This window comes from Dietzia sp. IN118, assembly GCF_032905965.1.
GTDB classification, from domain to species: Bacteria; Actinomycetota; Actinomycetes; order Mycobacteriales; family Mycobacteriaceae; genus Dietzia; species Dietzia kunjamensis.
Window position 1 is genome coordinate 902,324 of sequence record NZ_JAUMSR010000001.1, and the last position, 19,432, is coordinate 921,755.

Here is a 19,432-nt window from a genome sequence, read left to right on the forward strand (position 1 = left end):
GTTCAGCGCGGTCGCCCACTGGGCTCGAACGCGTCCTCTCGGGCGAGGATCTGTGTCCCGTGACGCAGGAGCTCGTGGAGGCGATCCTGGTCGGCTCCGGGCTCGGCCACCCACAGGCGGTAGGCCGACAGCCCGATCCCCAGCGCGGCGTGCGCGGTCGCGGCGGGCACGAGATCGTCCACCGCCTGGCCGAGCCTGGCGGCGACGAACCCGGCCACGGCCCGGCGCCAGTCGGCGTACACGAGGGTCGAGTGCGCCTGCAGTTCGTCCACGCCGAGCAGGAGGCGCATCCGTAGTCGGTGCGCCTCCGTCTGCTCGCGGGGGAACGTGTTGAACGCGATGAGTGCGTCGGCGAGGGCGTCGCGCAGTGGCGTCTGCTCGGGCACGTCGGCGAGGTACTCCAGCATGAGGTCGATCTGCTCGTCGAACTCGCCCCAGGCGATGGCGGCCTTGCCGGGGAAATAGCGGAACAGCGTGCGGCGGGAGATGTGCGCGGCCTCGGCGATCTGGTCGACGCTGGTCGCGTCGTAGCCCTGCCGGGCGAACAGGTCGAGGGCCACGTCGACGATGGAGGCGCGCGTGGTCGACGGCCGACGTCCCGGGGGCCGTGTCCCGGTTCCGGGCAGTTCCGGCATTCCCATGACACGAGAGCCTAGATGAGTGACCCTTGCCACTGGCACTAAGTGCCAATATGATGCAGATCTCACCGGAAACCGGTGGGATGTCGCCGGAGTGCCAGACGAGAGGACACGTCATGGAGAACACGCAGAACACCGAGGTCGTGCTGGAGGAGGCCCTCATCGAGGAGGTCTCCATCGACGGCATGTGTGGGGTCTACTGAGATGACCTCCGCAGCAGCGCCGGCCGACGCCGAGCAGTCAGCCGCCCCGGCGGAATTCGACCTCGACGCCGGCTGGCGCCTGCACCCCGGGGTGGCGCTCCGGCCCGAGCCGTTCGGGGCACTGCTCTACCACTTCCACACCCGCAAGCTCAGCTTCCTCAAGTCGCCGACCATCGTCGAGGTGGTCCGCACCCTCGCCGACCACCCCACTGCGCGCGCCGCCTGTGCCGCCGCCGGGGTGTCGATCGATGATCCGGCGACAGCGCGGCTGTACCTGCACGCGCTCGGCCAGCTCGCCGCCTCGCGCATGATCGAGGAGACCTCATGACCAGCATGCTCGACCGTCCCGTCCCGGCGCCCGTCGGCCGCCTCGTCGACCAGTTCGAGCGCGGGCTCGACGCGCCGATCTGCCTGACCTGGGAACTCACCTACGCCTGCAACCTCGCCTGCGTGCACTGCCTGAGCTCCTCCGGTCGCCGTGACCCGCGCGAGCTCAGCACCGAGCAGTGCAAGGCGATCATCGACGAGCTGCAGAAGATGCAGGTCTTCTACGTCAACATCGGCGGAGGCGAGCCCACGGTCCGCTCCGATTTCTGGGAGCTGGTCGACTACGCCACCAGCCACCAGGTGGGCGTGAAGTTCTCCACCAACGGTGTCCGTATCGACGAGAAGGTCGCCAGGCGCCTGGCCGCGAGCGACTACGTGGACGTCCAGATCTCCATCGACGGTGCGACCGCGGAGGTCAACGACGCGGTCCGCGGCCCGGGGTCCTTCGACATGGCCTGCCGTGCGCTGCAGAACCTCAAGGACGCCGGCTTCACCGACGCCAAGATCTCGGTGGTGGTGACGCGCGAGAACGTCACCCAGCTGGACGAGTTCAAGGCGCTGGCCGACAAGTACGACGCGACCCTGCGCATCACCCGCCTGCGCCCGTCGGGCCGCGGCGCCGACGTGTGGGACGACCTGCACCCGCTGCCCGAGCAGCAGAGGGACCTGTACGACTGGCTGGTCGCGAACGGCTCCGACGTGCTCACGGGTGACAGCTTCTTCCACCTGTCGGCGTTCGGTGAAGGCCAGGGCTCGCTTCCCGGGCTCAACCTGTGCGGTGCCGGCCGTGTGGTGTGCCTGATCGACCCGATCGGCGACGTCTACGCCTGTCCGTTCGCCATCCACGAGGAGTTCCTCGCCGGCAACGTCGTCGCCGACGGCGGGTTCGAGACGGTGTGGCAGACCTCGGAGTTGTTCCGTGAGCTGCGCGAGCCGCAGTCGGCCGGGGCGTGTGCGTCCTGCGACTTCTATGACAGTTGCCGGGGTGGCTGCATGGCGGCCAAGTTCTTCACCGGGCTGCCGATGGACGGCCCGGACCCCGAGTGCGTCCAGGGGTACGGAGAGGGACTGCTCGCGGCTGAGCGCAGCATCCCCGACCCGTCGCAGGACCACACCCGGCCCATGGGACTCGCGGCGCGTAAGCAGCCCACCGGCCCGGTGCCGCTGACCCTCGTCACGACACCACCGCGCCGGCCCACCAGCCTGTGCGACGAGTCCCCGATCTGAAACCGGCCCGCCCGGACGAACCCCGCTGGCCCGGACCAACCCCGCAAGACCGGACGAACCCCCTAGAAGGAGCACCCACCACCGTGTCCCGCCTGTCGAAGATCGCCGAGGCCAACCCCTGGCGCCAGAACCCGTGGTTCGAGTCGGTCGCGGAGGCCCAGCGCCGCGCGAAGAAGAAGCTGCCCAAGAGCGTGTACATGGCGCTCGTCGGCGGAAGCGAAGCGGGGGTGACCATCCGCGACAACATGGACGCCTTCACCGAGCTCGAGCCCAAGCCCCACGTGATCGGCGCCAAGCAGGACCGCGAGATGGCCACCACGGTGATGGGCCAGCCCATCAGCCTGCCGGTGATGATCTCGCCGACCGGCGTCCAGGCCGTCACGCCGGACGGCGAGGTGGACGTGGCCCGCGCCGCGGCCGCCCGCGGCACGGCGATGGGACTGAGCTCGTTCGCGTCCAAGCCGATTGAGGAGGTCATCGCGGCCAACCCGCAGACCTTCTTCCAGGTGTACTGGCTCGGCGGCAAGGAGAAGGTGCTGGAGCGGCTGGAGCGCGCCAAGGCCGCCGGGGCGGCGGGCGTCATCCTCACCACCGACTGGTCGTTCTCGATGGGCCGTGACTGGGGCAGCCCGGCCATCCCGGAGAAGCTCGACGCCAGGGCCATGATCACCCTCGCCCCGCAGATCGCCGTGCGTCCCCGCTGGGCCGCCGAATGGGCCCGCGACGTGGTGGTCAACAAGCGGTTCCCCGATCTGACGACCCCCAACCTGGTGGGCAAGGGCGAGATGGGCCCGACGTTCTTCGGTGCCTACGGCGAGTGGATGGGCACCCCGCCGGCCACGTGGGAGGACATCGCCTGGGTCGTGGAGAACTACGACGGACCGGTCATGCTCAAGGGCATCACCCGGGTCGACGACGCCAAGCGGGCCGTCGACGCCGGGGTCACCGCGATCTCCGTCTCCAACCACGGCGGCAACAACCTCGACGCCACCCCGGCGTCCATCCGGTGCCTCGCGCCGATCGCCGACGAGGTGGGCGATCAGGTAGAGGTCCTGCTCGACGGCGGCATCCGTCGCGGTTCGGACGTGGCCAAGGCACTCGCGCTCGGTGCCCGGGCCGTGATGATCGGTCGCGCGTACCTGTGGGGGCTCGGGGCCAACGGCCAGGCGGGAGTGGAGAACGTCCTCGACATCATGCGTTCCGGACTCGACTCGAGCCTCATCGGGCTGAGCAAGTCCTCGATCTCCGAGCTGAACCGCGACGACTACGTCATCCCCGACGACTTCATGCGCCGTCTCGGCGTCTGACCCACCACCACGGAAGAGAAGGACACCCCCTGTAGTGGGAGATTTCGACGGCAAGGTCGTCTACATCACCGGTGTGGCCCGCGGCCAGGGCCGCAAGCACGCGATCCGCTTCGCGCGCGAGGGCGCCAGGATCATCGGCCTGGACCTGTGTGACTCGCCGTCCGAGTACGTGAAGTACCGGGCCGCCACCGAGGACGACCTGGCCACCACCATCGAGCGCGTGGAGGCCGAGGGAGGGGAGATCCTCGCCGAGGTCGGTGACGTCCGCGACCTGGCGTTCCAGCAGGCCCTCGTGGCCCGCGGCGTGGAGCGCTTCGGTGGCCGCCTGGACGTGGTGATCGCCAACGCGGGCATCTGCAACTGGGGCAAGGTCTGGGAGCTCGACGAGCAGCAGTGGCAGGACACCCTCGACATCAACCTCACGGGGTACTGGAAGACGCTGCGTGCGGCGATCCCGCACATGCTCTCCGCCGGTAACGGCGGGTCGATCATCCTGGTGAGCTCGGTGGCCGGTCTCAAGGCCATGCCGGTGCAGTCGCCCTACTCGGCGTCCAAGTACGGCGTGGTGGGCCTGGCCCAGACCGCGGCGAAGGAGCTCGGCGAGCACGGTATCCGGGTCAACACGATCCACCCCTACGGTGTCCAGACGCCGATGGGCGCGGAGGACCCCGACGCGCTCGAGGTGTTCAACACCATGCCGCAGTTCCTGCCGCACTTCACGCCGATCCTGGGGATGGGCATGGCCACCACCGACGACATCTCGGACTCGGTGATGTTCCTCGCCTCGGACGCCTCGCGGACCATCACCGCCTCGACCTTCACCGTCGACATGGGCGCGATCAAGGTCTGACCCGACGTGACGGGCGCGATCGGCGCGACCGGCCGGGCCGGTGCGGGAGTGCTTGCGGTGCTGCCCCTCGGGGCGACCGAGCAACACGGCCCGCACCTGCCGCCGGAGACGGACACCCTCCTGGCCACCGCGACCGCCCGCGCCCTCGCCCCCGGTGACGTCCGTGTGCTCCCCGGCCTCGCCTACGGTGCGAGCGGGGAGCACCAGGCGTTCGACGGGACCGTGTCGATCGGCACCGAGGCCCTCGCCGGGACGATCATCGAGCTCGGCCGGTCGGTGAGCGCCTGGGCGGACCGGCTCGTCGTGGTCAACGGGCACGGCGGCAACGTCGACGCACTGCGCCTCGCGGTACCCCGACTCCGCTACGAGGGCCGCGACGCCGCCTGGCTGCCCTGCCGCACGAGCGAGGACCCCACGGACACCCACGCCGGTCACGCCGAGACCTCGCTCCTGCTGCATCTGCACCCCGACCTCGTGCGGGTCGACCTCGCCGCGCCCGGATGTGTCGAACCGTTGCCGCGGATCCTGCCCGCCCTCCGCGAGGGTGGCGTCGCGGCGGTGAGCCCGAACGGGGTGCTGGGCGACCCCACCACCGCCTCCGCCGACGAGGGCCGGCGCCTGTGGGAGGCGCTGCTCGACGACGCCCGCGGCCGCCTCGGACGCTGGCGGCCGGGGGAGGACGGGATGCTGCGATGAGCGAGGTCCCCCACGTTCTGCTCGACCGTCGTACCCGGGTATTGCGCCGTGGCGACGTCGTGCGGGTGCTGGGTGGCGACCCGGTCACCCTGATCACGCCGTCGCCGGCCGTGTCGGCTCTCCTGGACGGCGGCGAGACGGTCGCCACCGACACCCCCGCGGGTGCGGCCCTCGCGCGTGCCCTCACGGACCGGGGGATGGCCCACCCCGCCGGCACCGCGACGGGCACCCGTCCGCTGGCGGCCGTCGCGGTGGTGGTCCCCGTCCGTGACGACGCCGCCGGGGTCGCCGCGCTCTCGAAGGCGCTCGCGCCGGAACTCGCCCGCGGACTGCACCTCGTCGTCGTCGACGACGGCTCCACGCCGCCCCTGACCACCTCCGCCTCCCTGACCACCCCCGCCACCCCGGCCACCTCCGTCACCCCGGCCGCCACCACAATCCTGCGCCACGACGAGTCGAGGGGACCCGCCGCCGCCCGCAACGCGGGCACCGCCGCGGCCGTCGGGGCCGGGGCGCAGGTGGTGGTCTACCTCGACGCCGATGTGATCCCGCTGCCCGGGTGGCTCGACGTCCTGCTCGCCCGCCTCGACGACCCCCGGGTCGCCGCGGTCGCGCCCCGCATCGTGGCCGCCGAACCGGGGCGGTTCTGGGTACGCGGGTACGAGACGGCCCGCTCCGCGTTGGACATGGGGCCCGAGCCTGCGAGGGTCCGACCCCGCACACGGGTGGCGTACGTCCCCAGCGCGGCGCTCGCGGTACGACCCGACCGGTTGCCGCCCCCTCCCGAGGGCGGGGGAATCGGCCCGTTCGACGAACGCATGCACGTCGCCGAGGACGTGGACCTGTGTTGGCGCACCGATGCCGCGGGAATCCATCTCCGCTACGAGCCGGCCGCCCGCGTGGCCCACCGGCATCGTACCTCGCTCGGCGCGGTGGTGGCGCGGCGCGCGTTCTACGGGCGTGGAGCGGCACCGCTCGCAGAAGGCCACGGGGCCGCCGTGGCGCCCGCGGTGGCCGCACCGTGGTCCCTCGCCGTGGCGATCGGGGTGTGGAGCGCTACGCCGGTGGGGTCGCTGGTCGCGGCCGGTGCGATCGGGAGGTCGTGGTGGCGGACCCGCGGCCTCACCGGGGACGGTCGCGCGGCCGCCGGGTTGGTCGCCCGGGGCGCCGGGGCGTCGGTCCGTCAGCTACCGCAGGCACTACTACGCCCGTATTGGCCGGTCACGGCGGCCGCGCTCGCCGCCACCGCCCGGTCCCGTTCCCACGCGGCTCGCGGCCTGCGCCAGCGTCTCCTCGCCGCGGCGGTGGCCGAGGGTCTGTGGCACTGGTGGACCGCCCGGGAACCCGGACGGCTGCCGATCGACGAACCCCTCGGGCACGTCCTGCTCCATCGCCTCGACGACCTGGCCTACGGTGTCGGCGTGTGGCGGTCGGCGTGGGCCGCGCGCTCGCTCGACGCACTGCGACCGGACGTCACGCGGTGAGCGGCGGCGCGCGGGCCGACGTGGTGGTGGTCGGCGCGGGCCCGGCCGGCTGCGTGATGGGCCGCCGCCTCGCCGAGGCCGGTGCCGACGTCCTCCTGGTGGAGTCCGGCACCGCGAGCGCCTCGCCGCGCGCGGGCCTGCTCGACGTGGGTCCGGGGTCGCAGGTCGTCGCCCGTCATCGCGCCACACTCGGCGAGGCGAGACTCGACCTGCCCCGCGGCCGCACCCTCGGCGGGTCCGGAGCGGTCAACGGCGGGTACTGCACCCCGGCCCGGCCGGCGGACCTCGCGGAGTGGGGTCCGGACTGGCCGCGGCGGTACGCGGTGGGACTGGCCCGGGCCGCCGAGCGCCTCCGACCCGGCCTGGCGCCGATGGGGCCGGTCGCCGCGCAGGTGGCCGCCGCGTTCCCCGGCCGCGTGTCCGCGATCGGTCAGGCGCGCCGGGGCCCGCGGCGCGTCACCGCGTTCGACGCCTGGGACCCGTCCGGCGCGGGGGCCCGGGTGCGCACCGGGGCGACCGTCCGCCGGCTCCGGTGGGAGGGCGGGCGCGTCGCCGGACGGTGTGACGGCGTGGTGCTCGACGACGACGAGGAGATCGGTGCCGGACAGGTGGTGCTGTGTGCGGGGGCGATCGGGACGGCCGCCCTGCTGACGGGGTCCGGGATCGGGCCGTCCACCGGACACCCGGTCGGCCTCGGGGTGCAGGAGCATCCGGAGCTGCTGCTGGACCTGCCCGCGGACGTCCTGTCGGAGCGGGACCGGTACCCGGGTGGCGGCCCGGCCGCACCGGCGGGGCTGCCGCCCCTGCTCTCCCATGTCGTCCGGCTGCAGCTTGCCGCGGCGGCCGAGGTCGAGATCCGTCCCTACGCCGTCCCCCTGCACCACGTCATCCCGGGCCTCGAGCCGGCGCCGCGCCGGATCGGGGTGGCACTGATGACCCCGGTCGGTCGTGGACGGATCGGCGACGACGGGACCGTGCACCTGTCCGAGGACCCGCACGACGCGGCCGTCCTCGCCGGGGCCGCCGCGATGGTGGCGGAGCGGATGGGCCTGGACGGGGACGTCACGGTCTCGACCTCGCAGCACCTGTCCGGCACCGCGCGGGTCGGGGAGGTGCTCGACGACTCCGGACGTGTCCTGGGGGTGCAGGGGCTGCGGGTGGCCGATGCGTCGGCGCTGCCCTCGCTGCCGCGGTGCGGCCCCTACTACACGGTCCTGGCGGTGGCCGAGGACCTCGCTACGCGGGTGATCGCCGAGCGGGCGTGGTAGAACGGCACGAGAACACGTTCCACCGATGGGGTGGGCGCCATCCCGGGAGGCCCGTACATGTCGAGTACCGAGACGATCTGCGAACCGCGGCAGTTCACGGTGGAACGCGACGGCGGTGTCACGCTGGTCGGCGAGGTGTGGGATCCGGTGGATCCGGCGGGCGACTCGCTCGACCCGGTCGAGGAGATCCTCATGCTGCACGGGGGTGCCCAGACCCGCCACGCGTGGAGCCGCGCCGCCCGCCGGCTGTCGGGGGAGGGGTACAGGGTCACCGCGATGGACGCCCGTGGTCACGGGGACAGTGACTGGGATCCGGAGGGTGACTACGACATCCACCGGCTGGCCGCGGACCTCGAGGCGATCGTCGCCGAGCGGTTCCCCTCCCGGCGTCCGGTGATCGTCGGCGCGTCCCTCGGCGGGATGACCGCGATGCTCTCGCTGGGCACCGGCAAGGACGTCGCCCGTGCGCTCGTCCTGGTGGACGTCACCCCGAAGCTTGAGGCAAAGGGTGTCGAGCGGGTCGGGGAGTTCATGCGCTCCGGGTTTAACGGGTTCGCCAGTCTCGAGGAGGCCGCCGACGCGATCGCCGCCTACCAGCCGCAGCGCAAGCGACCGCCTAATCCCGAGGGCCTGCGCAAGAACCTCCGGCTGCGCGAGGACGGACGGTGGCACTGGCACTGGGACCCCCGCTTCGCCGGTTGCGCCTCGGCCGACAACGCGGAACTCGGCAACGCCTTTTTCGAGGAGCTCGTCCCGCACATCACGCAACCGACCCTGCTCATCCGGGGCTCGGCGTCGGACATCGTCAGTGACGAGTCGGTGCGGCACCTGCGGGGGCTGCTCCCGCACGCGTACACGATGGAGGTGCCCGACGCCGGGCACATGGTCGCGGGCGACGACAACGCGGTCTTCCTCGACCAGCTCGAGAAGTTCCTCGCCGAGGTCCTCGACTCGCCGCCCCGCCGGGAGACGTCCCGGGAGGCGTGAGGCCAGGGGGGAGCTGGGAATAACCCGCCTCCGGCGACGTTGTCACTGACTACGCGCGGCATTCATACCCCCAGAGGTATGGATTGTCGCGGAAGGTCGTCGCCGGCGCGGGCTGTCCGTAGGCTGGCGGCGTAACGAGACGGGACGAGAGCCGCCCCGTCCGCGCTAGGAGGGCATTCGTATGAGCACCGTCGACATCACGACCGCCGAGTTCGAGAAGACCGTCACCGAGAACGACATCGTCCTGGTGGACTTCTGGGCCGAGTGGTGTGGCCCGTGCAAGGCGTTCGGTCCGGTCTACGAGAAGGTCTCGGGCAAGAACCCCGAGCTGACCTTCGCCAAGGTGGATACCGACGCCGAGCAGCAGCTCGGAGCGATGCTGCAGATCCAGTCCATCCCGACGCTCATGGCGTTCCGCGAGGGCATCGCGGTGTTCCGCCACTCGGGTGCCATCCCGGAGCAGGCTCTGGACGACCTGGTCGAGCAGATCAAGGGGCTCGACATGGACGAGGTCCGCAAGGCCGTCGAGGAGGCGCAGGCGCAGCAGGGTGACGCGCAGCCCTGATCGGCGGGTCGATCCACTCTCCTGACGGGACGACGGCGGCGGCGGGGTCCCGCCGGAACACGTTCCGGTAACCACCCCACGGGGTTCACCTATGGGGCTAACGTTGCTAGAACACGTTCCAGTGACGGGCTTCGCCCCGTCGCGCCCGGAGGGAGTTCAATGAAGACCAAGGCCGCCATCGTCCGAGAGCTCGGCAAGCCGTTCGAGATCGTCGAGGCCGAGCTCGACGGACCCAACTTCGGCGAGGTGCTCGTCAAGTGGAAGGTCGCCGGCCTCTGCCACTCGGACCTGCACATCACCAGCGGCGACCTGCCGGGTCGCCTGCCGATCGTCGGCGGTCACGAGGGTGCGGGCGTCGTCGAGGCGGTCGGTGACGGCGTCACCCACGTTCAGCCCGGCGACCACGTGGTGGGGTCGTTCATCCCTGCCTGTGGCAAGTGTTCGGCCTGCGCGCGCGGGATGACCAACCTCTGCGACGGTGGCCTCAACGGCACCATCGGTGAGATGGCCGACGGCCGCTACCCGTTCGCACTGGACAACGGCGAGACCGCCGGTGCCATGTGCACCCTGGGTACGTTCTCGCAGTACACCGTGGCCAACATGAACTCGGTGGTCAAGGTCCAGGACTGGATACCCTTCGAGGTCGCGGCCCTGGTGGGTTGTGGCGTCACCACCGGCTGGGGTTCCGCCGTCTACTCCGCCGACGTCCGGGCCGGCGACACCGTCGTAGTGTTCGGCATCGGTGGCATCGGCATCAACGCCATCCAGGGCGCCAAGCACGCGGGCGCCCGGTTCATCCTCGCCATCGACACCGACGAGTCGAAGCTGGCCAAGGCCAAGGAGTTCGGCGCCACCCACGTCTACACGGACGTCGACGAGGCCAAGGCCGAGCTGCCGGGCCTGACCTGGGGCACGATGGCGGAGAAGGCCATCATCACCATCGGCGTGGCCGACGCGAAGGTCACCGCCGACGCGACCGACATGGTCGGTAAGCGCGGCGTCGTCGTGCTCACCTCGATGGGCGGCCTCGACAACCAGTCGATCTCCCTGCCCGGCCTGTTCGTCTCGCAGTACGAGAAGGTCATCAAGGGCTCGCTCTTCGGCTCCGCCAACGCCTTCCACGACATCCCCAACATCCTGCGTCTGTGGGACGAGAAGCAGCTCAAGCTGGACGAGCTCATCACGCACCGCTTCACCCTCGACCAGGTCAACGAGGGCTACGAGATCATGGAGCGCGGCGGCGAGGGCATGGTCCGCGGGATCATCGTCCACGACGACTGACCGTCAGCTGGGCCGACAGTAACCGGCACTCGCGGAAATATACCCCCGCGGGTACACTGGAGTCATCCGGTGGACCTACGGGGGTCTCGCGTCAGTCCACCTTCACCGTCCGAGACCATCAGTGACCCACGAGAGGCACGACGATGTCAGAAACCGAGCGGGCAGTGTCCGACAAAGCAGTGTCCGACAAAGCAGTGTCCGCAAAAGCTGTGTCCGAGCCCAGGCAGCAGGTCCTCAACAGGTTGCGCCGCGCGCGCGGCCAGCTCAACGCGGTGATCGACATGGTCGAGCAGGAACGCTCGTGCAAGGAGATCGTCACCCAACTCGCGGCGGTGTCCAAGGCGCTGGACCGTGCGGGGTTCAAGATCATCAGCGAGAACATCCAGGAGTGCATCACCCGCGACGGCGAACCCGGCGCGGACGGGGTGGACCTGCCCGAGCTCGAGAAGCTGTTCCTCTCGCTCGCCTGACCACCGCCCGGCGCCGTGGCAGGCTGGGGGACGACACCGGAGACCAGAACCGACAAGACCAGCACCGACGACACCGGAGGTAGTCGACATGGACATCGGAATCGGCACGTTCACCGAGATGGAGTTCGACGAGGCGGTGGAGGCGACCCGTGCTGCGCTCGCCGACCGCGGGTTCGGGATCCTCCACGAGATCGACCTCACGGCCACCCTGAAGAACAAGATCGACAAAGACATCGAGCGTGTCCTCATCCTCGGCGCCTGCAATCCCGGGTTCGCGGGGAAGGCGTTCGACGTGAGCAAGGACGTCGCCCTGATGATCCCGTGCAATGTGGTGATCCGCGAGTCCGGCGGCGGCTGCGTGATCGAGGCCCAGAACCCGGATCTCCTCTCGCAGGTCATCTCCGGTGGCCTGCAGGACCTCGCCGACGAACTGACCACCGACATGCGCTCGATGATGAAGGACCTCACGCGCTGAGTAACCTGGGGGCATGAACCCGGAGCAGGACAACGACCCACGGACCCTGGCCCAGCGGCGCCTCGAGGCGATGGTGGGGCGAGGTGAGTTGTCGCTCGCCGAGTTCTCGGACCGAGCGGCCAAGATCTGGGCCGCGACCTGCCCCGCGGAACTCGAGGTGGCGCTGAGCGGTCTCCCCGCCGACCGGCCCGGCCCGGCACAGCACGCCCGACCGGCGCCGGTCGGCCCGGTGCATTCCGCGCCGCCGGCCACCCGTCCCGGCAGCGCGATCACCGTGGACGAGAGCCAGAAGAGGACCTCCGTCTTCGACACCCTCAAGCGCGAGGGCCGCTGGATGCTGCCGGACGACTACCGACTGACGTCGTGGCTGGGTGAGATCTACCTCGACGCCCGAGAGGCCGTCGTCGACCGCCCGCGCACCCACCTCCAACTGGATCTGTGGGGCGCCAACGCCAAGATCCTTCTCCCGCCCGGGGTCTCGGTGTCGATCACCGGCAACCGGACCATGAGCGAGCTGAGGATCGACGAGGGGCGCTACGACGTCTACGGCGGTCCCCACCTGGACATCGAGATCAACGGGTTCATGGCGGGCGCGAAGATCAAGATCCTCGCCGCGGGGGAGAAGATCCCCAAGACCTGGAAGTGGTTCTAGGAGATTCTCCGGCGACGCCACACGGTGTGCCGGTGCCGCACCTCGTCGTCGTACCCCTCGACCCGACTCCGTGGGTCGGTGATCCATTCGCCGACCTCGACCAGTTCCCAGGCGTCGTCCAGTTCGGGCGCCAGCACAACGCCCGGCGCCTCGGCGTCGATCTCGGTCACCAGACACTCGTCCGCGGCGGACAGCGCCGCGGCGTAGATCTGGCCGCCGCCCATCACCGCGGCCTCCGGGCCTGCGAGTTCCAGGGCGCGCTCCACGGACCCGGCGCGTTCGGCGCCGTCGGCCGACCAGTCGGCGTCCCGCGTGCACACGACGTTGCGACGGCCGGGCAGGGGGCGGAACCGCTCCGGGATCGAGTCCCACGTCGCGCGGCCCATCACCACGGGACGCCCGACGGTGGCCTGCTTGAAGAACGCGAGGTCCTCGGGGATGTGCCACGGCATGTCTCGGCCGTCACCGATCACCCCGCCGCGGGCCTGCGCCCACACCATCCGCACGGTCACCGCAGTCGTCCGCCGGATCAGACCGCGACCGGGGCCTTGATGCCCGGGTGGTGCTCGTAGCCGACGACCTCGAAATCCTCGAAGGTGTAGTCGAAGATCGACGGGGCGCGGTTCAGCCGCAGCTCGGGGTAGGGGTACGGCTCCCGCGAGAGCTGTGTGCGGACCTGCTCGACGTGGTTGTCGTAGATGTGACAGTCGCCGCCGGTCCAGATGAACTCACCCACTTCGAGACCCACCTGCTGCGCAATCATGTGGGTGAGCAGGGAATAGGAGGCGATGTTGAACGGCACGCCCAGGAAGAGGTCGGCGCTGCGCTGGTACAGCTGACAGCTGAGCTTGCCGTCGGCCACGTAGAACTGGAACAGCAGGTGGCAGGGCGGCAGGGCCATCTCCGACAACTCGCTGACGTTCCACGCGGAGACGATGTTGCGCCGCGAGTCCGGGTCGGCCCTCAGTAGCTCCACCGCCGCGGCGATCTGGTCGATGTGGGCACCGTCGGGGGTCGGCCACGAGCGCCACTGCACCCCGTAGACGGGCCCCAGCTCACCGTCGGCGTCCGCCCACTCGTCCCAGATCGTCACACCGTTCTCGCGCAACCACCCGACGTTGGAGTCGCCACGCAGGAACCACAGCAGCTCGTACGCCACGGACTTGAAGTGCACGCGCTTGGTGGTGATCAGCGGAAACCCCTGCGCCAGGTCGTAGCGCAGCTGGTGGCCGAACAGGCTCCGCGTGCCCGTGCCGGTGCGGTCCGCCTTGGGGGCGCCCTGCTCCAGGACCAACCGCAGCAGGTCCTCGTACGGGGTGGGGACGGTCATGGCGCTCAAGTCTACTCAGGCGGTCCGGTCACGCGGTCCAGACCGGGTGCCCCGCCGTCACGGCGAGCACCTTCTCGGTGAGATCGGGGCGGCACACGAGGATGTCCGGGGAGTACGTGTCGGACTTGTTGAACTCGAGAGGCGACCCGTCGATCCGGGAGGCGTGCAGACCGGCGGCGAGCGCCACGCCGACGGGCGCCGCCTGGTCCCATTCGTTCTGTCCGCCGGCGTGAAGGTAGACGTCGGCGTCGCCGAGCAGGACGGAGAGCATCTTGGCGCCGGCCGACCCCATTGGCCGCACGTGCAGCCCGAGCTCGTCGGCGGCCCCGTGGATCCCGGCGGGCGGGTTGTTGCGACTGATCACCATGGCCCCCGAACTCGGGCCGTCGACGTGATCGACCTGGTCCGACCGGAACACCCGGCCCGCGTCGGGGAGTCCGACGGCGGCGACGGTGGGCCGGCCGTCGACGACGAGCGCGACGTGGACCGACCAGTCCGACCGGCCGGTGGAGAACTCCTTGGTGCCGTCGATCACGTCGATGATCCACACCCGTGACTTGGCGAGGCGGCTGCGATCGTCGGCGACCCCCTCCGAGAGGATCCCGTCGTCCGGTCGGTGCACGGCGAGTACCTCGCCGGTCCAGTCCTCGGCGACGTCGTTCGCCACACGCGCGAGCGAACGTCCGTGCAGCAGGCCGCCCGCGCGGGTGCCCCGGACGATGTCCCCGATGCCGGTGGCGAGGTGGGAAGCCAGGTCGTGGTCGTCGAGATCGCGCATGGGCACACTCTACGGAGCCACGTCCGTGTCTCGGCGTGTGTCGTAGCCGTACGACATCATGTGTTCATGTCCGTCGCCCTGGACCGGTTCCACCCGGCCACCGCCTCCTGGTTCCGTGGTGCGTTCGGCGCGCCCACCGCCGCGCAGTCCGGTGCGTGGGCGGCCCTCGCCGGGGGCGCCCACACCCTGGTCGTCGCACCGACGGGCTCGGGCAAGACGCTGTCGGCGTTCCTCGCCGCGCTCGACGGACTGCTCCTGGGCCCGGCCGAACCCGACCCGGGCAGTGCGGCCGGGAGTGCCCGCGCGTCCGGCCCCGGCACCCGTGTCCTCTACATCTCCCCCCTCAAGGCGCTGGCCGTGGACGTCGAGCGTAACCTCCGGGCTCCGCTGGCGGGGATCGCCCGGGAGGCCGCGGCGCTGGGCACGGAGACGCCGGAGGTGACCGTGGGGATCCGGACCGGTGACACCCCGCCGGACGAGCGACGCCGCCAGCGGGCCAGGCCACCGCACATCCTGGTCACCACGCCCGAGTCATTGTTCCTGCTGCTGACCTCGGCCGCCCGCGAGACCCTGACGGACGTGGACACGGTCATCATCGACGAGATCCACGCGGTCGCCGGCAGCAAGCGCGGCGCGCACCTCGCGCTGAGCCTCGAGCGTCTGGACGAGCTGCTCGACGCGCCCGCGCAGCGGGTGGGGTTGTCGGCGACGGTCCGGCCGCACTCCGAGGTGGCCCGCTTCCTGGCGGGTGAGCGCCCGGTCACCGTGGTGGCACCGCGGTCGGACAAGAGCTTCGAGCTGTCCGTCCGGGTCCCGGTGGAGGACATGACCGACCTGTCCTCGGCCGCCCCGGATGTGTCCGCACCAGCGGGCACGCCGGGGCAGGGGTCGATCTGGCCGCACGTCGAGCGGCAGGTGGTGGACCTGGTCACCGCGCACCGCTCGACGATCGTCTTCGTCAACTCCCGTCGCCTGGCCGAACGGCTCACCGCCCGCCTCAACGAGATCTACGCCGAGGACACCGACCCCGGGTCGCTGCCCGAGCCCCCGGCCCGGCCGCCAGCGCAGGTGATGGTGCCCTCGGAGGTCACGCGGGGCGCACCGCCGGAGTTGGCGATGGCGCACCACGGGTCGGTGTCCAAGGAGCGCCGGGCGCTCATCGAGGACGCGTTGAAGTCGGGCCGGCTCCGGGCGGTGGTGGCCACCTCGTCCCTCGAGTTGGGCATCGACATGGGGTCGGTGGACCTGGTGGTGCAGGTCGAGTCGCCGCCGTCGGTGGCGTCGGGGCTGCAGCGCGTCGGCCGTGCCGGTCACCAGGTCGGTGAGGTCTCCCGGGCGGTGGTGTTCCCCAAGCACCGTGCGGACCTGGTCCACAGCGCGGTGACCGTGGAGCGGATGCTCGCCGGTGCGATCGAGGAGTTGTCGGTTGTCGCCAACCCCCTCGACGTCCTGGCCCAGCAGACGGTGGCGGCGTGTGCGCTGGAGCCGATCGACGTGGAGGAGTGGTTCTCGGCCGTCCGGCGCACGGCCCCGTACCAGGGGCTGCCGCGGTCGGCGTTCGAGGCCACGCTCGACATGCTCGCCGGTAAGTACCCGTCGGCGGACTTCGCGGAATTGCGGCCGCGGTTGGTCTGGGACCGCGACGCGGGGACGCTCACCGGCCGCCCCGGCGCCCAGCGGCTGGCCGTCACCTCGGGCGGCACGATCCCGGACCGCGGGCTGTTTGGCGTGTTCATGGTGGGGGAGAAGGCCACCCGTGTCGGGGAGCTGGACGAGGAGATGGTCTACGAGTCCCGCGTCGGTGACGTGTTCGCGCTCGGGGCCTCGAGCTGGCGCGTCGAGGAGATCACCCATGACCGGGTGCTGGTCACCCCCGCGCCCGGCGGCACCGGTCGGCTGCCGTTCTGGCTCGGTGACGACCAGGGTCGGCCCGCCGAGCTCGGCCGCGCGCTGGGCGGCTTCCTGCGGGAGGTCGCGGGCGGCACGGACGCGGAGGCCACCGCCCGGCTGGACGCCGCCGGCCTCGATGCCAACGCCGCCACCAATCTCCGGCGCTTCCTGTCCGAACAGCGCGAGGCCACCGGTCATGTACCCAGCGACACCACGCTCGTCGTGGAGCGTTTCCGCGACGAGGTCGGCGACTGGCGGGTGGTTCTCCACTCGCCGTTCGGGGCGCGGGTGCACTGGCCGTGGGCGGAGGCCGTGCGCGCCCGGCTCGCCGCCGCGCACGGATTCGACGCGGTGCCGGTGGTGTCCGACGACGGCATCATCCTCCGGGTACCGGACATGGGCGACGACGGCGAGGTGGGCGCACGCCCGGGAGCCGAGACGTTCGCCATCGGGGCCGAGGAGGCGGTGGACCTGGTCACCCGGCACGTGGGCGGGTCCGCACTGTTCGCCTCCCGCTTCCGTGAGTGTTCCGCGCGCGCCCTGCTGTTCCCCCGGCTCGACCCCGGCCGGCGGGCGCCGTTGTGGCAGCAGCGGCAGAAGTCGGCGCAGCTGCTCGACGTCGCGCGCCGCTACCCGGACTTCCCGATGATCCTCGAGGCGGTGCGCGAGTGTCTGCAGGACGTCTACGACGTCCCGGCGCTCGAGCGGATCCTGACCGAGATCGAGTCGCGCACCGTGCGGATCGTCGAGGTGGACACACCCAGTGCCTCGCCGTTCGCGCAGTCGCTGCTGTTCGACTACGTCGGGGCGTTCCTCTACGAGGGCGACTCGCCGTTGGCGGAGAAGCGGGCGGCGGCGCTCGCGATCGACCCGTCGCTGCTCGGGCAGCTCCTCGGTCGCGTCGAGTTGCGCGAGCTGCTCGACATCGAGGTCCTGGACTCGATCGAGCGGCGGCTGCAGCACCTGGAGCCCGACCGCGCGGCCCGCGACGCCGAGGCCGTGGTCGATCTCCTGCGCCTGCTGGGCCCGCTCACGGCCGAGGAGGTCGCGGCCCGGTCCACCGACCCCGACGCCGCTCCCGCCTGGCTCGCCTCCCTGGCCGAGGCGTGGCGCGTGGTCACCGTCGAGCATTCCGGCCGGACGTGGTGGGCCGGCGTCGAAGACGTGTCCAGGCTCCGCGATGGACTGGGTGTCCCGCCGCCGCCCGGGGTGCCGTCGGCGTTCCTCGGCGATGTCACCGACCCGCTCGGTGAGCTCATCCGGCGCTATGCGCGCACCCACGGCCCGTTCACCGTCGACGCGGTCGCCGAGCGTTTCGGGCTCGGGGTGGCCGTCGCCCGGGGCGTTCTCGATCGACTCACGTCTTCCGGGGCGCTGCTGGCCGGCGAGTTCCGTCCGGGCGCGACGGGCCCCGAGTGGTGCGACGCCGAGGTCCTGCGGCACATCCGCCGCCGCTCGCTGGCCGCACTGCGATCGCAGATCGAACCGGTCTCGCACTCCGCGCTGGGCCGCTTCCTGCCCGGCTGGCAGAGCCTCGGCACCGGAGCGGGTGCGGGCACAGGGCCCGGCGCCGAGTCAGGCGTGGACGGGGTGCTCGCCGTGGTCGAGCAGCTCGACGGACTCGCGGTGCCCGCCTCCGCTCTCGAACCGCTGATCCTGGCACCCCGGGTGCGGGACTACTCACCGACGATGCTCGACGAACTCCTGGCCGGGGGAGAGGTCATCTGGAGCGGGCGTGGTCGGGCGGGCTCACGCGACGGCTGGGTCTCCCTGCACCCAGCCGATTCGGCCGGTGCGACCCTGCCCCTCGATCGACCGAAGCCGGAGGGGCCGGTCCACCTCGCCGTCGTCGAGTCCCTGCGCGGCGGCGCCCTGTTCTTCCGCGACATCGTCGCCAAGGTGAAAGACGCGGCCGCCCCCGCGCCTACAGACCCTGCACCTACAGACCCTGCGAACACAGACCCTGCGACTACAGACCCCGTGCTCACCATCACCGAGGCCGCGGTCCGTGACGCACTGTGGGATCTGGTGTGGGACGGAGCGGTCACCAATGACACCTTCGCGCCGCTGCGCGCGGTGCTGGCCGGCGGCGGATCCTCGGGGTCGGGGACCGCGCATCGTTCGCCCAGGTCCTCCGCTCGACCGCGCCGTGCCCGGCTGGGCAGGACGACCATGGCCCAACTGAACGACTCCGTCGCCGCGGGTACGAGGACGCCGCCCCTGCTCGCCGGCCGCTGGTCGCTGGTGCCGGAGCCGGTCACCGACGCGACGCTGCGGGCCCACGCCTGGGCCGAGACTCTGCTACTGCGTCATGGTGTGGTCACGCGGGGCGCGGTGGAGGCCGAGGAGATCCCCGGCGGGTTCGCGGCCGTGTACAAGGTACTGGCGCAGATGGAGGACTCGGGCCGCTGTCGGCGCGGGTATTTCGTCGACGGCCTCGGTGCCGCCCAGTTCGCCGCCGGCAACACCATCGATCGGCTGCGGACCTTCGACGACACCGCCGACGACGCCCACTGGCCATCCGGTGCGGACGAGCCCGCCGTTCGGGTCCTCGCCGCGACCGACCCCGCCAACCCCTACGGGGCCGCCCTGCCCTGGCCCGCCGCACGCACCCGCAGCGACGGGGACATGGGCGGCGAGGGGACGGGGAACGGGTCCGGACACCGCCCCGGTCGCAAGGCGGGAGCTCTGGTGGTGCTGGTCGACGGAGTGTGTGTGCTGTTCGTCGAACGCGGCGGGCGAACCGTCCTGGTCCTCGACGACCGCGCCGGTGCCGTCCCGGCCGCTGCGACGGCGCTCGCCGGAACCGTGAAGTCCGGCGCGGTCGGCGCGCTCACCGTCACCACCCTCGGTGGCGAGCCCGTCCACACCTCGTCCCATGCCGCGGCGTTCGAGGCCGCCGGCTTCGGCATCACTCCCAAGGGGCTGCGGATCCGCCGCTGAACATCCACATCTTGAGTCGGCCGCGGCGAATAGTTAGAGTATGCGCATTAGTGCATGTGTT

At 71.4% G+C, this 19,432-nt stretch carries 19 protein-coding genes; 15 read left to right on the plus strand and 4 right to left on the minus strand.

Annotated features, from left to right (window positions below):
* Positions 1 to 2 precede the first annotated feature (2 nt).
* Positions 3 to 641 carry a mycofactocin system transcriptional regulator gene (gene mftR / locus Q2K20_RS04460; RefSeq protein WP_067716583.1) on the minus strand — a complete coding sequence of 213 codons (639 nt, stop codon included), beginning with the start codon at positions 639 to 641 and terminating at the stop codon, positions 3 to 5.
* A gap of 113 nt (positions 642 to 754) precedes the next feature.
* On the opposite strand from mftR, the gene mftA reads away from it, so the two are divergent.
* The 14 genes from mftA to Q2K20_RS04530 all read left to right on the plus strand — a co-directional run bounded on the left by mftA (position 755) and on the right by Q2K20_RS04530 (position 12,430).
* Positions 755 to 841, plus strand: a complete 87-nt coding sequence (mftA, locus tag Q2K20_RS04465; RefSeq protein WP_067716580.1) for a mycofactocin precursor MftA — start codon at positions 755 to 757, stop codon at positions 839 to 841.
* Position 842: 1 nt separating this feature from the next.
* Positions 843 to 1,169, plus strand: a complete 327-nt coding sequence (gene mftB / locus Q2K20_RS04470; RefSeq protein ID WP_067716578.1) for a mycofactocin biosynthesis chaperone MftB — start codon at positions 843 to 845, stop codon at positions 1,167 to 1,169.
* Positions 1,166 to 2,395: a mycofactocin radical SAM maturase gene (mftC, locus tag Q2K20_RS04475; protein WP_067716575.1), complete on the plus strand. Its 1,230-nt coding sequence runs from the start codon at positions 1,166 to 1,168 to the stop codon at positions 2,393 to 2,395. The genes mftB and mftC overlap by 4 nt, the downstream gene beginning before the upstream one ends.
* A gap of 83 nt (positions 2,396 to 2,478) precedes the next feature.
* Positions 2,479 to 3,702 (plus strand): pre-mycofactocin synthase MftD, encoded by a 1,224-nt coding sequence (gene mftD, locus Q2K20_RS04480; protein WP_067716572.1) that lies wholly within the window; start codon positions 2,479 to 2,481, stop codon positions 3,700 to 3,702.
* A 34-nt stretch (positions 3,703 to 3,736) separates the two neighbouring features.
* Positions 3,737 to 4,552, plus strand: coding sequence for a mycofactocin-coupled SDR family oxidoreductase (locus Q2K20_RS04485; RefSeq protein WP_067716570.1), 816 nt, complete (start codon positions 3,737 to 3,739; stop codon positions 4,550 to 4,552).
* 6 nt (positions 4,553 to 4,558) lie between these two features.
* Complete coding sequence (gene mftE / locus Q2K20_RS04490) at positions 4,559 to 5,248, plus strand: mycofactocin biosynthesis peptidyl-dipeptidase MftE (RefSeq protein ID WP_007633256.1); 690 nt, start codon at positions 4,559 to 4,561, stop codon at positions 5,246 to 5,248.
* Positions 5,245 to 6,732 carry a mycofactocin biosynthesis glycosyltransferase MftF gene (gene mftF, locus Q2K20_RS04495; RefSeq protein ID WP_317176692.1) on the plus strand — a complete coding sequence of 496 codons (1,488 nt, stop codon included), beginning with the start codon at positions 5,245 to 5,247 and terminating at the stop codon, positions 6,730 to 6,732. Before mftE ends, mftF begins: the two co-directional genes overlap by 4 nt.
* Positions 6,729 to 8,000, plus strand: a complete 1,272-nt coding sequence (gene mftG / locus Q2K20_RS04500; protein WP_317176693.1) for a mycofactocin system GMC family oxidoreductase MftG — start codon at positions 6,729 to 6,731, stop codon at positions 7,998 to 8,000. The genes mftF and mftG overlap by 4 nt, the downstream gene beginning before the upstream one ends.
* A gap of 57 nt (positions 8,001 to 8,057) precedes the next feature.
* Entirely contained in the window at positions 8,058 to 8,987 is a 930-nt protein-coding gene (locus Q2K20_RS04505) for an alpha/beta fold hydrolase (protein WP_050797185.1), read from the plus strand.
* A gap of 181 nt (positions 8,988 to 9,168) precedes the next feature.
* Positions 9,169 to 9,552, plus strand: a complete 384-nt coding sequence (gene trxA, locus Q2K20_RS04510) for a thioredoxin (protein WP_007631129.1) — start codon at positions 9,169 to 9,171, stop codon at positions 9,550 to 9,552.
* 159 nt (positions 9,553 to 9,711) lie between these two features.
* Complete coding sequence (locus tag Q2K20_RS04515) at positions 9,712 to 10,833, plus strand: NDMA-dependent alcohol dehydrogenase (RefSeq protein ID WP_007631130.1); 1,122 nt, start codon at positions 9,712 to 9,714, stop codon at positions 10,831 to 10,833.
* A gap of 143 nt (positions 10,834 to 10,976) precedes the next feature.
* Entirely contained in the window at positions 10,977 to 11,303 is a 327-nt protein-coding gene (locus Q2K20_RS04520) for a metal-sensitive transcriptional regulator (RefSeq protein WP_235027768.1), read from the plus strand.
* An 88-nt stretch (positions 11,304 to 11,391) separates the two neighbouring features.
* Entirely contained in the window at positions 11,392 to 11,778 is a 387-nt protein-coding gene (locus Q2K20_RS04525) for a DUF302 domain-containing protein (protein WP_007631133.1), read from the plus strand.
* A gap of 13 nt (positions 11,779 to 11,791) precedes the next feature.
* Positions 11,792 to 12,430 carry a DUF1707 domain-containing protein gene (locus Q2K20_RS04530; protein WP_007631134.1) on the plus strand — a complete coding sequence of 213 codons (639 nt, stop codon included), beginning with the start codon at positions 11,792 to 11,794 and terminating at the stop codon, positions 12,428 to 12,430.
* Here Q2K20_RS04530 and Q2K20_RS04535 read toward each other — a convergent pair.
* From Q2K20_RS04535 to Q2K20_RS04545, 3 genes are read right to left on the minus strand one after another with little or no spacing between them, the layout of a single operon-like run.
* Positions 12,427 to 12,942 (minus strand): dihydrofolate reductase, encoded by a 516-nt coding sequence (locus tag Q2K20_RS04535; protein WP_007631135.1) that lies wholly within the window; start codon positions 12,940 to 12,942, stop codon positions 12,427 to 12,429. The genes Q2K20_RS04530 and Q2K20_RS04535 overlap by 4 nt on opposite strands.
* 17 nt (positions 12,943 to 12,959) lie before the next feature.
* Positions 12,960 to 13,760, minus strand: coding sequence for a thymidylate synthase (locus Q2K20_RS04540; protein WP_095717555.1), 801 nt, complete (start codon positions 13,758 to 13,760; stop codon positions 12,960 to 12,962).
* Positions 13,761 to 13,788: 28 nt separating this feature from the next.
* The gene (locus tag Q2K20_RS04545; RefSeq protein WP_007631142.1) at positions 13,789 to 14,538 is read right to left on the minus strand and encodes a 3'(2'),5'-bisphosphate nucleotidase CysQ; all 750 of its coding nucleotides are present in this window, start codon (positions 14,536 to 14,538) and stop codon (positions 13,789 to 13,791) included.
* A 66-nt stretch (positions 14,539 to 14,604) separates the two neighbouring features.
* On the opposite strand from Q2K20_RS04545, the gene Q2K20_RS04550 reads away from it, so the two are divergent.
* A complete protein-coding gene (locus tag Q2K20_RS04550) occupies positions 14,605 to 19,371 on the plus strand; it encodes an ATP-dependent helicase (protein ID WP_301162552.1) in 4,767 nt (1,588 codons plus the stop codon).
* Positions 19,372 to 19,432: the final 61 nt, after the last annotated feature.